The organism is Arthrobacter parietis (assembly GCF_039530425.1).
Classification (GTDB): domain Bacteria; phylum Actinomycetota; class Actinomycetes; order Actinomycetales; family Micrococcaceae; genus Arthrobacter_D; species Arthrobacter_D parietis.
This window is the reverse complement of sequence record NZ_BAAAON010000002.1, coordinates 568258-581111: the sequence shown is the minus strand read 5'-3', so window position 1 is coordinate 581111 and position 12854 is coordinate 568258. Positions and strand designations below refer to the sequence as shown.

The following is a 12854-nucleotide window of genomic DNA, read 5'->3' as shown; positions in this document are numbered from 1 at the left end:
CGCCTTCGGCGTTGAAGGAGACTCTAGGCCGTGCGGGTCATCGCGAGCAGGCGCGAGAAGATGGCATCGCCGTCGTCGGAAATTCCGTCGTGGTGGAAGTCAGCGGTCTCCCACACCTGCAGGCCCCGGACCGAGACTGCTGTCTTGAGGGATAAGTCCCGGTCCACGTAGATGTCGTCGCTATAGACTGCTGCGGCAGCCGGAACGGTATTGGCGGCCAGCTGCTGCACGTCGTACAGCGGGCCCCAATCGTCCACAGCGGCGATCAGCTCAGCCGTTTCCTTCAGCGGAACCAATGAAGGGTCCTCATCGAAGTACCAGGGGTAGACCATCTCTCCGGTGAGCAGTGGGTCAGGGGCATCGGGTGCAAACTCGGGAAATTGCGCCAGCACGCGCAGGGCAGCCCAGTTGGAGGCCTCGCCCTGACAGTAGATGGATTCGTGGAGGAGCGCATAGAGCGGATTCGAGCGCCTGCTCACGACCGCCGGGAGCTGGTCGAGGAAGACGGGGGAGAGGCGATCCGCGCCGGAAGCATCAGCGAAGGCATCCTCCAGCAAATAGTGCAGCGCATCGACCCGCGTGTTACCACCCAGGAATGAGCCGACCATCTGGAAACGCTGCGGAGTCAGGCGCTCACCGGTGGGCAGGAACTCCTCCACCCGATCCAGGTGCCGCATAATGCGCGTGACGGCTGCCCTGTCCTCGGGGTAGCGGGTGAAGTATTCGGCATTGCGCGCCGCCACCCGCCTGAAAGTTGATCGGTAGACGCCCTCCGGAGGCCCTGCAAGGGGCGCCAGCCCGCCGGTGATCAGGGCACGGTCCATTCCCTCGGGCGCCAGGGAAAGGTAGGAGAGTGTGCAGAATCCGCCGAAGCTTTGCCCGAACACTGTCCACGGCGCCGAGCCCAGCGCGGCACGCATCAGCTCAGCGTCGGCGACGATGGAATCAGCACGGAAATGCCGCAGGTACGCGGCCTGCTCAGCAGGGGTGCCACGTTGCGGCAGGGTCACCGAATCGGCCGGCGTGGAGAAGCCCGTGCCCCGCTGGTCCAGCATCAGGATCCGGAAGTCCCTGGCGGCTGCCTTCATCCATCCGGACAGCTGCGTGGTGCGGTTGCCGCGCACACCGGGCCCGCCCTGCAGGAACAGCAGCCAGGGAAGCCGGGCAGCGTCAGCGTCGGAGTGGTCCGTGGAACTGTATTCCCGGGCAAAGAGGGAGATGTGCTCTCCAGCTGGATCCTTGTGGTCGAGCGGAACCCGGAAACGGTGGGCGGTGCTTCGGACACCGCGCATTACGTGCGTCGGTCCGGTGTGGTGCGCCGCGGAGCTCACGCGCCGGTTCCAGCGAAGGCGGCCAGCGGTGCTCCTGTCAGCCTGAAGGTTGACCACTCGTCCTGCGCCTGGGCACCGAGGCTCCGGTAGAACTGAATGGACGGTTCATTCCAGTTGAGCACTGACCATTCCACCCGGGCATAGCCCCGTTCGGCAGCAATGCCCGCGAGCGTCTGGAGCAGTGCCTTCCCGTAACCCGAACCCCGGGCTTCCGGGCGAACATAAAGATCCTCGAGGTAGATGCCGTGGACACCTTCCCACGTGGAGTAATTCAGGAACCAGAGAGCGAATCCCTGAACACCGCCGTCGTCCTCAGCGATATGGGCGAAGATTCGCGGGTTGGGACCGAAGAGGGCTTCCTCGAGCCCTTCCACCGTGTTGCGCACGGCGTCCGGTTCCTTTTCATAGACCGCGAGGTCGTGGATCAGTTGCAGGATGGTGGGCACGTCGTCCCGGCGTGCTTCGCGGATGGGAGTCATGGTTTCCAAGCCTAGTAGGATCAGGGACCGCCAACCGACGTGATGGCGAGAACGGGGAAGCCGGCGTCGTCGGAGGCTGCCAGATCCACCACCGCGTTGATGCCCCAGTCCTGGTCGCCGGACGGGTCCTTGAAAATCTGCCGTACTTCCCAGCGGTCCGGAAATTGCTTGATGATGAGCAGCGCCGGACCGCGTGCGTTCGGGCCGTCGTCGATGTCATCATGGGCGTCGAAGTATCCGTCCATGGCCTCGGCCCAGCGCGCCGCGTTCCAGCCCGATGACTCGTCCAGCCGGCCGAGTGCTTCCTCATCCTCGTCAGCGAACAGCTGAACGCGCTGGAACATCTCGTTGCGCACCATTACCCGGAATGCACGCTCATTCGACGTGACCGAATCCGGCTCCGGCGGCAGATCGACAGTTCCGGTATCGGACGAGGCAGCGCCGGCCGCCAACTGCTCCCATTCGTCAAGCAGGCTCGAGTCCACCTGACGGATCATTTCGCCGAGCCATTCGATGATGTCGGTCAGGTCTTCCCGGAGGGCGTCCCGCGGGACTGTCTGGCGCAGTGCCTTGAAGCAGTCGGCAAGGTATCGCAGGAGGATTCCCTCCGACCGCGCGAGGGAGTAGAACGCAACGTACTCGCCGAAGTTCATGGCCCGCTCGTACATATCCCGCACCACGGATTTGGGCGTGAGCTCGAAATCGCCGAGCCATGGAGCACCTGAACGGTAGGTGTCGAAGGCGTGCTGCAGGAGCTCAGCCAGCGGCTGTGGATACGAAATCTCCTCAAGCCGGGCCATCCGCTGGTCGTAGTCGAGGCCGTCCGCCTTCATGGCGGCGACAGCTTCGCCGCGTGCCTTCTTTTCCTGGGCGCTGAGTACCTGTCGCGGCTTTTCGAGGGTGGCTTCGATCACGGAAACGACGTCAAGCGCATAGGCAGGACTCTCCGGGTCGAGGAGCTCAAGACTTGCGAGCGCGAACGGGGACAGCGGCTGATTCAGTGCGAAGTTGGCCTGCAGGTGGACCCGCAGCCGCACCGTCCTGCCTTCCTCATCCGGTTCGGCAAGCCGCTCAACGATACCCGCGGTCACCAGCTCCCGATAGATGCTGATTGCCCGCCGGAGGTGGGCGAACTGCCGCGCCTGCGGTTCGTGGTTGTTCCGCAGCAGGTTCTGGACGGCATGGAGGGGATCGCCGGGGCGTTCAAGCAGGTTGAGCAGCATCGAGTGGCTGACGGCAAAGCTGGAGGCCAGCGGCTCCGGAGTGCCCTCGACCAGGCGGTCGTAGGTGGGTTTGCCCCAGGACACGAACCCCTGCGGCGGCTTCTTGCGCACCACTTGCCGCAGCTTTTTCTGGTCGTCACCGAACTTCGCGACCGCCTTCGCCATGGCTTTGGTATTCTCCACGACGTGATCCGGCGCCTGAACCACCACCGTGCCGGACGTGTCATAGCCGGCACGCCCCGCCCGGCCGGCGATCTGGTGGAATTCGCGTACGTTGAGTGGTCGGGTGCGGACGCCGTCGTATTTGCTGAGGGCTGTCAGCATGACGGTTCGGATCGGCACGTTGATGCCCACACCCAGGGTGTCGGTACCGCAGATCACCTTCAGCAGGCCGGCCTGGGCAAGCTGCTCCACCAGGCGCCGATACTTCGGCAGCATGCCGGCGTGGTGCACGCCGATTCCGTGGCGTACCAGCCGGTTCAGCGTTTTGCCGAATCCGGAAGAGAACCGGAAGCTGGCAATGAGCGCCGCGATCCTGTCTTTCTCCTCACGCGTGCACACGTTGATGCTCATCAGATTTTGCGCGCGCTCGATGGCTTCCGCCTGGCTGAAGTGCACTACGTACACGGGGGCCTGGTGGGTTGAGAGTAATTCCTCGAGCGCTTCCTGGAGGGGGTCTTCAGAGTAGTAGAAGTTGAGTGGGATCGGCCGGTCACCGGAGCTGACAAGAACCGTTGAACGGCCGGTACGTTCCGTCAGGTCTTTCTCAAAGCGCTCGACGTCGCCGAGAGTCGCGGACATCAGGAGGAATTGGGCCTGCGGCAGCTCAAGCAGCGAAACCTGCCAGGCCCAGCCGCGCTGAGGATCAGCGTAGAAGTGAAACTCGTCCATGACGACGGTGCCGACATCGGCCCTAGCGCCCTCACGCAGGGCAATGTTCGCGAGGATCTCCGCGGTGCAACAGATGATTGGAGCGTCCTGGTTCACTGCGGAATCACCGGTCACCATGCCGACATTCTCGGCCCCGAAGATGGCGCACAGCGCAAAGAACTTCTCCGAGACCAGCGCTTTGATAGGCGCTGTGTAGTAGCTCCTGCGCCCTTCAGCGACAGCGTGGAAATGCGCGGCGACGGCCACCAGCGACTTTCCGGATCCCGTGGGGGTCGCGAGGATTACGTTGTTGCCCGATATGAGCTCAAGAACGGCCTCGTCCTGTGCGGGATACAGGGTGAGCCCGGTGCTCGCGGACCACGAATGGAAGGCCGTGTACACGGCGTCAGCGTCGAGTGTGCCTTGGCGCTCGATCTGGGGGAGGTGCTCCTGGATGTTCATGTCCTCCCAGCCTATCCGTTGAGGGCCCGCGATATGCTTGGCCGATGCGCTGGGACCCCGCACAGTACGCCGCCTTTTCCGATCACCGGGCGCGCCCGTTCTTCGACCTGGTCGGCCGCATCGACCACCCGGCTCCAAGGAGGATCGTCGACCTGGGCTGCGGGCCAGGTGAACTCACCGTCGTTCTCGCACGCAGATGGCCGGAGGCAGAGGTGCTCGGCATCGATTCGTCTCCTGAGATGGTCGAGCGAGCCCGGAGTCTGGAAGACACCCCGGCCAACCTCGCGTTTGTGCCGGGAGATGTCCGGGACTGGACGCCGGAGGCGGGCACCGACGTCGTCGTTTCCAACGCCGTCCTGCAGTGGGTGCCCGATCATCAGACGTTGCTGGCGCGGTGGGCCGCCGCACTTGAGGAGCGAGCCTGCCTGGCGTTCCAGGTTCCGGGCAACTTCTCGGCGCCCTCCCACGTGCTGATGCGCAGGCTGGCGGAGTCCGAGCGCTGGTGTCAGCAACTGGGCTCTATCCTGAGGCACGACGACGTCGTCAGCCCACCGGAGGACTACCACCGGCTCCTGCGCGGGGCCGGTTTGGAGGCCGATATCTGGGAGACCACCTACCAGCATCTGCTCACCGGAGCGGATCCGGTGCTGGAATGGGTGCGCGGCACCGGGCTGCGGCCGATTCTTGCAGCCCTTCCGGCTGCTGACGCAGCAGAGTTTGAGCGCACCTACGCCGCAATGCTTTCCGCGGCGTACCCGCCGGAGCCGGACGGCGGCACGCTGCTTGCGTTCAGGCGGATCTTCGCTGTGGGCACCAGATCGAGCACTGGCATCTCACCAGCCGCGTGAACGCCACTGGGCGAGGGACGGCCGCTCCGCACCGAGGGTGGTCGGCTTCCCATGACCGGGATGCACGATCGTATCGTCGTCGAACGTGTTGAAGATGCGCTCAACCACGTCGGAGTAAAGGGACTCGAAACGCTGCGCGTCTCCGCCCGTGTTCCCAACGCCGCCCGGGAAGAGGGAATCGCCGGTGAACAGGTGCACGGGACCGCTCGGGTCCCGGTACGCCAGCGCGATGGACCCGGGAGTGTGTCCGCGTAGCGAGATTGCTTCCAGGGTGAAGCCGTCAAAGGTGCCCACATCACCATGGGCGAGTGGGACGTCGGTGGGGACTGCGATGTCATCAACATCGTCGGCGCCGGCAGCAGTTCGGGCTCCTGTGGCACGTACAACCTCTGCCAGCGCACGCACATGATCCCAGTGCGAGTGCGTGGTGATGACAAGGGCGAGCTTGGCGGGGACGCCGGTGTCCTGAGCGCCGTCGGCAAGCAGGCGTTCGATGGCCCGAGCGTCGTCGGCTGCGTCGATGAGAACCTGGGCGCCGGTGGTCTTCGCGGTAATGAGGTAGACGTTGTTGTCCATTTCGCTGACTGAGCAGGAACGGATGGTCACGTCGGTGAGGTCATACATGGTCCAACCCTAGTGCCGATGGTGATGCTGCACACCGCGTGGCAGAATGTGAGCACCCTTCCACTGTCGTCCAGGAGCGCGCACCGTGAATTCTGATGTATCGGCGTGGCTGCGGATCGATCCGGCCAGCTCTGTGCCGCCGTACGAGCAGTTGCGAGTACAGATCCTGGACGCTGCAAATGACGGCTCGCTCCCGGTGGGTACACGACTTCCTCCTGTCCGTACCCTTGCCGGTCATCTGGGTGTAGCTGTCAACACCGTGGCCCGCGCGTACCGCGAACTGGAACAGGCACGCATTGTCGTCACCCGTTCGCGCGCCGGTACGGTGGTGGCGGCCGCGGGGGATGAAGCACGGCGCAAGGCCGCGGAGGGAGCCGCGGAATATGCCAGGCTCATCAAGGCGAATGGGCTTACGGAGGAAGAAGCAGTCTCCTACCTGCGTGCGGCTCTGCGCCGTCGGTGAACATTCAGCCCGACACGCCGCGAAAACCCGCGTTCGAATATGTCTTCGAACGGCGTTTCCCCTAAAGTGTAATGGTGTCTATAGCAACCTCCGTGGATTCCGGTCTCTCCAACCCTGACAAGCTGCCCCAGGATCTTTCGCGGCTCATTGTCAAGGGTGCAAGGGAACACAACCTGCGCAACGTCGATCTGGACCTGCCGCGGGACGCGATGATCGTCTTCACCGGACTCTCCGGCTCCGGCAAGTCTTCCCTGGCTTTCGACACCATCTTTGCCGAGGGACAGCGCCGCTACGTCGAGTCGCTCTCCGCCTACGCCCGGCAGTTCCTCGGGCAGGTGGACAAGCCTGACGTGGATTTCATCGAGGGCCTCTCACCCGCGGTATCGATCGACCAGAAGTCCACGAGCAAGAACCCGCGGTCCACCGTCGGTACCATTACAGAGATTTACGATTACATGCGGCTGCTATGGGCCCGCGTCGGCAGGCCGCACTGCCCGGTATGCGGCGAGGCCGTCATCAAGCAGACGCCGCAGCAGATTGTCGACCAGCTCATGGAGCTGGACGAGGGTACCCGTTTTCAGGTCCTCGCGCCCGTGGTGCGCGGCCGTAAAGGTGAGTTCGTCGATCTCTTCCAGGACCTGGCTGCAAAGGGTTATTCCCGTGCCCGCGTGGACGGAGATCTTGTTCAGCTGACTGATCCGCCCAAACTGGGCAAGCAGTTCAAACACACCATCGAGGTGGTTGTCGACCGCCTGGTCATCAAGGGCGGTGTCCGGCAACGGCTCACCGATTCAATTGAAACGGCGCTCAACCTCGCCGAGGGGCGCGTACTGGCTGACTTCGTTGACCTGGAGTCCGGGGACCCGCTCCGGCTGCGCGCCTTTTCGGAGAATCTGGCATGTCCCAACGAGCACCCACTTGCGATCGACGAGATCGAGCCACGGTCGTTCTCCTTCAACAATCCCTTCGGCGCGTGCCCCGCGTGCACCGGCATCGGCACCAAACTCGAGGTGGATGAAGAACTCGTCGTTCCCAACCCGGACCTCGCCCTCGGCGAGGGAGCCATCGCCCCATGGGCACTGGGTACAGCAACGCTCGAGTACTGGACACGCCTGCTCGAGGGACTGTCGAAGGAACTCGACTTCTCCATGGACACCCCCTGGAAGAAGCTGCCGGCGCATGCCCGGGACGCCGCACTGTATGGCAAGGACCACAAGGTAGTGGTGCAGTACCGCAACCGTTTCGGCCGCGAGCGGAAGTACAGCACGGGCTTCGAGGGCGCTGTCCAGTACATCCACCGCAAGCACCTCGAGACGGAGTCCGACTACGCGCGGGACCGCTACGAGGAATACATGCGGCAGATTCCCTGCCCGGAATGCGGTGGAGCACGCCTCAATCCGGCATCGCTGTCCGTACTGATCAACGGGCGGTCCATCGCCGAAGTAGCCGCTCTGCCTATGCGCGAGTGCAGTGACTTCCTGAATAACCTCGTCCTCACGGGGCGCGAGGCGCAGATTGCCTCCCAGGTCCTCAAGGAGATCCAGGCGCGGCTGCGGTTTCTGCTCGATGTCGGGCTCGAATACCTGAACCTTGAACGGGCAGCAGGAACCCTCTCGGGCGGCGAGGCGCAGCGGATCCGCCTTGCCACCCAGATCGGCTCCGGTCTGGTGGGCGTGCTGTACGTCCTTGATGAACCCTCCATCGGCCTCCACCAGCGGGACAACCGGCGTCTCATCGAAACCCTTACCCGGCTGCGTAACCTGGGCAACACGTTGATCGTGGTGGAACACGATGAAGACACCATCAACGAGGCAGACTGGATCGTCGACATCGGACCGGGTGCAGGGGAACACGGCGGGGAGGTTGTCCACTCCGGCTCTCTCGAGGATCTCCTCCTGAACGAGAGGTCCATCACCGGCGACTATCTTTCAGGGCGGCGGAAGATCGAGATGCCGGCCAAACGCCGCAAGATTGACCGCTCCCGCCAACTCAAAGTTGTGGGCGCCCGCGAACATAACCTGAAGGGCGTGGATGCGACCTTCCCCCTGGGAGTTCTGACCGCGGTGACCGGCGTCAGCGGGTCGGGCAAGTCCACGCTCGTGAACGAGATCCTGTACAAGGTGCTTGCCAACAAACTCAACGGCGCAAAGCAGGTGGCCGGACGCCACCGCAGAATCGATGGGCTGCAACACCTGGACAAGGTCATCCACGTTGATCAGGGCCCCATCGGCAGGACCCCGCGCTCGAATCCCGCTACCTACACCGGGGTCTTCGACAACATCCGAAAGCTGTTCGCCGAGACAACGGAGGCGAAGGTCCGCGGCTATCTGCCGGGCAGGTTCTCCTTCAACGTCAAGGGCGGCCGGTGTGAGGCGTGCTCGGGGGACGGCACGCTGAAGATCGAAATGAACTTCCTGCCCGATGTCTACGTGCCCTGCGAGGTGTGCCAGGGCGCGCGGTACAACAGGGAAACACTTGAGGTTCACTACAAGGGCAAGACGATCGCCGATGTGCTGGACATGCCGATCGAGGAAGCAGCGGAGTTCTTCGCAGCCTTCACCCCGATAGCGCGCCACCTCACCACCCTGGTGGATGTCGGTCTGGGATATGTCCGCCTCGGGCAGCCCGCCACAACCCTCTCCGGTGGTGAAGCCCAACGCGTGAAGCTGGCCAGCGAGCTGCAGAAGCGCTCGAATGGACGCAGCGTTTATGTCCTCGATGAACCCACGACAGGGCTGCACTTCGAGGACATCCGCAAGTTGCTGCAGGTCCTGCAGGGGCTTGTGGACAAGGGAAACACCGTCATCACCATTGAACACAACCTCGACGTGATCAAGAGTGCGGACTGGGTGATCGACCTCGGCCCGGACGGTGGGTCCGGCGGTGGTGAAATCATCGCCACGGGAACCCCGGAACAGGTCGCTGTCGCGGAGGTGAGCTACACCGGCAAGTTCCTGGCGGAGGTTCTGAACGCCTGACCATATGCCGAATGAGGAATGCAATTTCCGGGCAGAGGTGCCGTTATGGGAAACTTGCCCCGTGAAGAATACGCGCCTGCTCGTTCTGTTTGACCTGGACGGCACGCTGGTGGACCCGGAGGGCGCAATCACCGGTGGGATCGCCGGGGCGCTGGGTAAGCTCGGCCTGCCGGTGCCTGGCCCGGCGGATATGCGTCGGATGGTCGGGCCGGCGCTGGTGCGCTCGCTCGTAGACATAGCGAAGGTCCCCGAGAACCGCGTGGACGAGGTGATTTCTCTCTATCGCGCCGCCTATCGCGCCCACGGAATGGCGCAGAGCAGGCCGTATCCGGGCGTAGCGGATGCGGTCGCGGAACTCCTAAACCGCGGGCATCTGGTTGCCGTCGCCACGCAGAAACCCGAAACGCTTGCCCGCGAGCTCCTCGAAGTCCAGGAAATGGCAAACCTTTTCGCGTCCATCCACGGCTCACCGGACAACGAGCTGGCGGCCGCTGCGCTGGACGGCAAGCGAACCATCATTGCGGAGGCACTCGCCAGGCATCAGGGCAACTTCGACCGTGCGCTTATGGTCGGTGACCGCGTGCATGACATTGAAGGCGCAGCAGCCAACGGCTTGGACTGCATCGCCGTCGCGTGGGGATTCGGCAGCGAACGGGAGTTCGAGTCAGCCGGGCCCGCCGCGATCGTGTCCACGGCGGGCAGTCTGCTCGAACACATCCTTGCGTACGCGGAGCCGGCCCGGGCGGTGACCCGTGGGCGTCTATGACCTCACGCGCAGCAGCACCCGCGGCCTGATCGCCGGTTTGTGCCGGCCCACCGTCCAAGGACTTGAGAACGTACCGCCCAGCGGTGGGTTCATCGTCGCCCCCAACCACCTGTCATTTCTCGACAGCGTCCTGGTGCAGGCCCTCATGCCGCGTCCCGTAGCGTTCTTCGCCAAAGCGGAGTACTTCACAGGCACCGGCATGAAAGGCGCGCTGATGCGCTCGTTCTTTGAGGGAGTCGGATCGATTCCCGTCCAGCGGGGCCAACAGGCAGCAAGCGTCCAGGCGCTCAAGACCCTGCTCGGCATGCTGGAGGCGGGAGACGGCGTCGGCATTTACCCGGAAGGGACACGATCCCGCGATGGACTGCTGTACCGGGGGAGGACCGGCGTGGGGTGGCTCGCGCTCACCACCGGTGCGCCGGTGGTGCCGGTGGGGCTGCTCGGTACGGATCGGCTCCAGCCGGCGGGCAGCCGCTGGATCCGTCCACAACACTTCACCATGAAGATCGGCAAGCCGCTGTATTTCGAGCGGACAGGCCCGGACCACTCCCTGCCTGCACGCAGGCAGGCCACCGATACGATCATGGACGCCATAGCGGTGCTGACCGGCCAGGCCAGGGCCGCCGGTTACAACGTAGGTCCGGCCGAATGACGCCCGGCTGCCCGAACACGCTCCGGCACCGACGGCTCGGTAGCCGACAGCTCAGTAGCGGCACGCCGGTAGGATATTCGGGTGGCAGATCCAGCAACGTACCGCCCGAAAGCCGGCGAGATCCCGCAGGATCCAGGGGTGTATCGGTTTCGCGACCAGCATCGGCGGGTAGTCTACGTCGGCAAGGCGAAGAACCTTCGCTCCAGGCTTAACTCCTATTTCTCGAATCCTCAGGGGTTGATGCCGCGCACCCGGGCCATGGTGCACACTGCGTCAAGTGTTGAGTGGACGGTCGTCGGCAGTGAGCTTGAGGCGCTCCAGCTGGAGTACACCTGGATCAAGGAATTCAACCCGCGCTTCAACGTGATGTTCCGGGATGACAAGTCCTACCCCTACCTGGCGGTCACGTTGGGGGAAAAGTACCCTCGAGTGCAGGTCATGCGCGGTGACCGGCGCAAAGACACCCGCTACTTCGGTCCCTTCTACCCGGCGAAAGCGATCCGCGAGACGGTCGACACCCTGCTCCGCGTCTTTCCTGTGCGCACGTGCAGCAGCGGCGTCTTCAAGCGAGCAGAACGCTCGGGCCGGCCGTGTCTGCTGGGTTACATCGACAAGTGTTCTGCCCCCTGTGTGGGACGCATCTCACCGGAAGACCACCGCGAGCTCGCGGTACAGTTCTGCGACTTCATGTCCGGACAGGCTGGACGCTTCATCCGTGAGCTCGAACAGAAGATGTCCGCGGCGGTTGCCGAACTCGATTATGAGTCGGCCGCACGTGTCCGCGATGACATCGCCGCGTTGAAGAGGGTCTTCGAACGCAACACCGTCGTACTCAGTGAAGACACGGACGCCGACGTGTTCGCCCTCGCCGAGGATGAACTCGAAGCCGCAGCCCAGGTTTTCCACGTACGCGGCGGAAGGATCCGCGGTCAGCGCGGATGGATGGTGGAAAAGGTGGAGGACATGACCACCGCAGACCTCGTTGAGCACCTCCTGCAGCAGGTGTACGGCGAGGGTAACAGCAGCAACAACCGGATTCCCCGCGAAGTACTCGTTCCGGAAATGCCGAGTAACGAGGAACAGATACGTGAATGGCTGTACCAGCTCCGTGGAGCCCGCGTGGATATCCGGGTGCCGCAGCGGGGGGACAAGGCCACTCTGCTCGGTACGGTCAGGCAGAACGCCGCCGACTCCCTCAGGCTTCACAAGAGCCGCCGTGCCGGCGACATCACCACGCGGTCTGCTGCCCTGCAGGAGTTGCAGGAAGCGCTGGATCTGCCCATGCCGCTGATGCGGATCGAATGCTTCGATATCTCGCATGTCCAGGGCACCAATGTGGTGGCGTCGATGGTCGTGGTTGAGGACGGACTGCCCCGCAAGTCCGACTACCGCAGGTTCTCCATCACCGGGGACGCCGCACGCGATGACACCTCGTCCATGTATGACGTCATCTCGCGCAGATTCCGCAACTATCTTGCCGAGAGTAACCCGCTGGATTCCCTGCCCGGAGACGGAAATGAAGACGGATACAAGGACGACGACGGCGGCAGCCCGGTGCCCGCGGATCCGAAAGCGCCAACACGCCAGAAGTTCGCCTACCCGCCCAACCTCGTGGTGGTGGACGGCGGCCAGCCACAGGTGCGAGCGGCCGCACGTGCGCTGGCAGACCTTGGAATCGACGACGTCTTCGTCATCGGCCTCGCGAAGCGGCTTGAAGAGGTCTGGCTGCCTGAGGGGGACTTTCCTGTCATCCTGCCGCGCGCTTCGGAGGGATTGTTCCTCCTCCAGCGCATCCGCGATGAGGCCCACCGGTTTGCGCTGGCGTACCACCGCCAGAAGCGTGGAAAATCAATGACGGTGTCGGTATTGGACGAGGTGCCCGGGCTCGGGCCTGCGAAACGGCGCGCCCTGCTGAAGCACTTCGGCTCGGTCCGCAAACTCAGGTCGGCAAGTGTGGAGGAACTGCAGGCGGTGCAGGGCGTCGGGCCTGCGTTGGCCGCTGTGATCCGGCATCAGCTCGCGCCCGGAAGCGGCGAAGGGGTGGACAGGACGCCCGTCGCTGCCGTGAACATGGCGACCGGCGAAATACTCGATTCTTAGTTAGGGTAGATGTGGACGCCGGCCCTGAGGCTGGCGCACCTTTGCGTGTGATGGTGGG

At 63.9% G+C, this 12854-nt stretch carries 10 protein-coding genes; 6 read left to right on the top strand and 4 right to left on the bottom strand.

The features are described 5' to 3' along the window. Window positions 1-23: 23 nt before the first annotated feature. Genes ABFX19_RS10905 through ABFX19_RS10895 form a run of 3 tightly spaced genes read right to left on the bottom strand, consistent with a single transcriptional unit; the run spans window position 24 to window position 4365 of the window. Complete coding sequence (locus tag ABFX19_RS10905; protein ID WP_346028419.1) at window positions 24-1292, bottom strand: alpha/beta fold hydrolase; 1269 nt, start codon at window positions 1290-1292, stop codon at window positions 24-26. A 35-nt stretch (window positions 1293-1327) separates the two neighbouring features. Further along, entirely contained in the window at window positions 1328-1810 is a 483-nt protein-coding gene (locus ABFX19_RS10900; RefSeq protein ID WP_056547526.1) for a GNAT family N-acetyltransferase, read from the bottom strand. 20 nt (window positions 1811-1830) lie between these two features. After that, window positions 1831-4365: a DEAD/DEAH box helicase gene (locus tag ABFX19_RS10895; RefSeq protein ID WP_346028292.1), complete on the bottom strand. Its 2535-nt coding sequence runs from the start codon at window positions 4363-4365 to the stop codon at window positions 1831-1833. Between the two features lie 44 nt (window positions 4366-4409). Between ABFX19_RS10895 and ABFX19_RS10890 the strand changes: the two genes are divergently transcribed. After that, window positions 4410-5213, top strand: coding sequence for a trans-aconitate 2-methyltransferase (locus ABFX19_RS10890; protein WP_346028291.1), 804 nt, complete (start codon window positions 4410-4412; stop codon window positions 5211-5213). On the opposite strand, the gene ABFX19_RS10885 is transcribed toward ABFX19_RS10890, so the two are convergent. Further along, window positions 5199-5837, bottom strand: a complete 639-nt coding sequence (locus ABFX19_RS10885) for an MBL fold metallo-hydrolase (protein ID WP_277357193.1) — start codon at window positions 5835-5837, stop codon at window positions 5199-5201. The genes ABFX19_RS10890 and ABFX19_RS10885 overlap by 15 nt on opposite strands. A gap of 85 nt (window positions 5838-5922) precedes the next feature. On the opposite strand from ABFX19_RS10885, the gene ABFX19_RS10880 reads away from it, so the two are divergent. From ABFX19_RS10880 to uvrC, 5 genes are all read left to right on the top strand, one after another. Then, window positions 5923-6300, top strand: coding sequence for a GntR family transcriptional regulator (locus ABFX19_RS10880; RefSeq protein WP_277357192.1), 378 nt, complete (start codon window positions 5923-5925; stop codon window positions 6298-6300). Window positions 6301-6374: 74 nt separating this feature from the next. Next, window positions 6375-9278 (top strand): excinuclease ABC subunit UvrA, encoded by a 2904-nt coding sequence (gene uvrA, locus ABFX19_RS10875; protein ID WP_277357191.1) that lies wholly within the window; start codon window positions 6375-6377, stop codon window positions 9276-9278. Between the two features lie 61 nt (window positions 9279-9339). Beyond that, window positions 9340-10044: an HAD hydrolase-like protein gene (locus tag ABFX19_RS10870; protein WP_277357190.1), complete on the top strand. Its 705-nt coding sequence runs from the start codon at window positions 9340-9342 to the stop codon at window positions 10042-10044. Then, a complete protein-coding gene (locus tag ABFX19_RS10865; RefSeq protein WP_277357189.1) occupies window positions 10031-10696 on the top strand; it encodes a lysophospholipid acyltransferase family protein in 666 nt (221 codons plus the stop codon). Before ABFX19_RS10870 ends, ABFX19_RS10865 begins: the two co-directional genes overlap by 14 nt. An 81-nt stretch (window positions 10697-10777) precedes the next feature. Continuing rightward, on the top strand, window positions 10778-12796 hold the full coding sequence (gene uvrC, locus ABFX19_RS10860) for an excinuclease ABC subunit UvrC (RefSeq protein ID WP_277357188.1): 2019 nt from the start codon (window positions 10778-10780) through the stop codon (window positions 12794-12796). The last annotated feature ends 58 nt before the right edge of the window (window positions 12797-12854 follow it).

Excerpts from the sequence above, each read along its gene's own strand:
- ABFX19_RS10905 (WP_346028419.1), bottom strand. The coding sequence starts at position 1,292 with ATGCGCGGTGTCCGAAGCACCGCCCACCGTTTCCGGGTTCCGCTCGAC.
- ABFX19_RS10900 (WP_056547526.1), bottom strand. The coding sequence starts at position 1,810 with ATGACTCCCATCCGCGAAGCACGCCGGGACGACGTGCCCACCATCCTG.
- ABFX19_RS10895 (WP_346028292.1), bottom strand. The coding sequence starts at position 4,365 with ATGAACATCCAGGAGCACCTCCCCCAGATCGAGCGCCAAGGCACACTC.
- ABFX19_RS10890 (WP_346028291.1), top strand. The coding sequence starts at position 4,410 with ATGCGCTGGGACCCCGCACAGTACGCCGCCTTTTCCGATCACCGGGCG.
- ABFX19_RS10885 (WP_277357193.1), bottom strand. The coding sequence starts at position 5,837 with ATGTATGACCTCACCGACGTGACCATCCGTTCCTGCTCAGTCAGCGAA.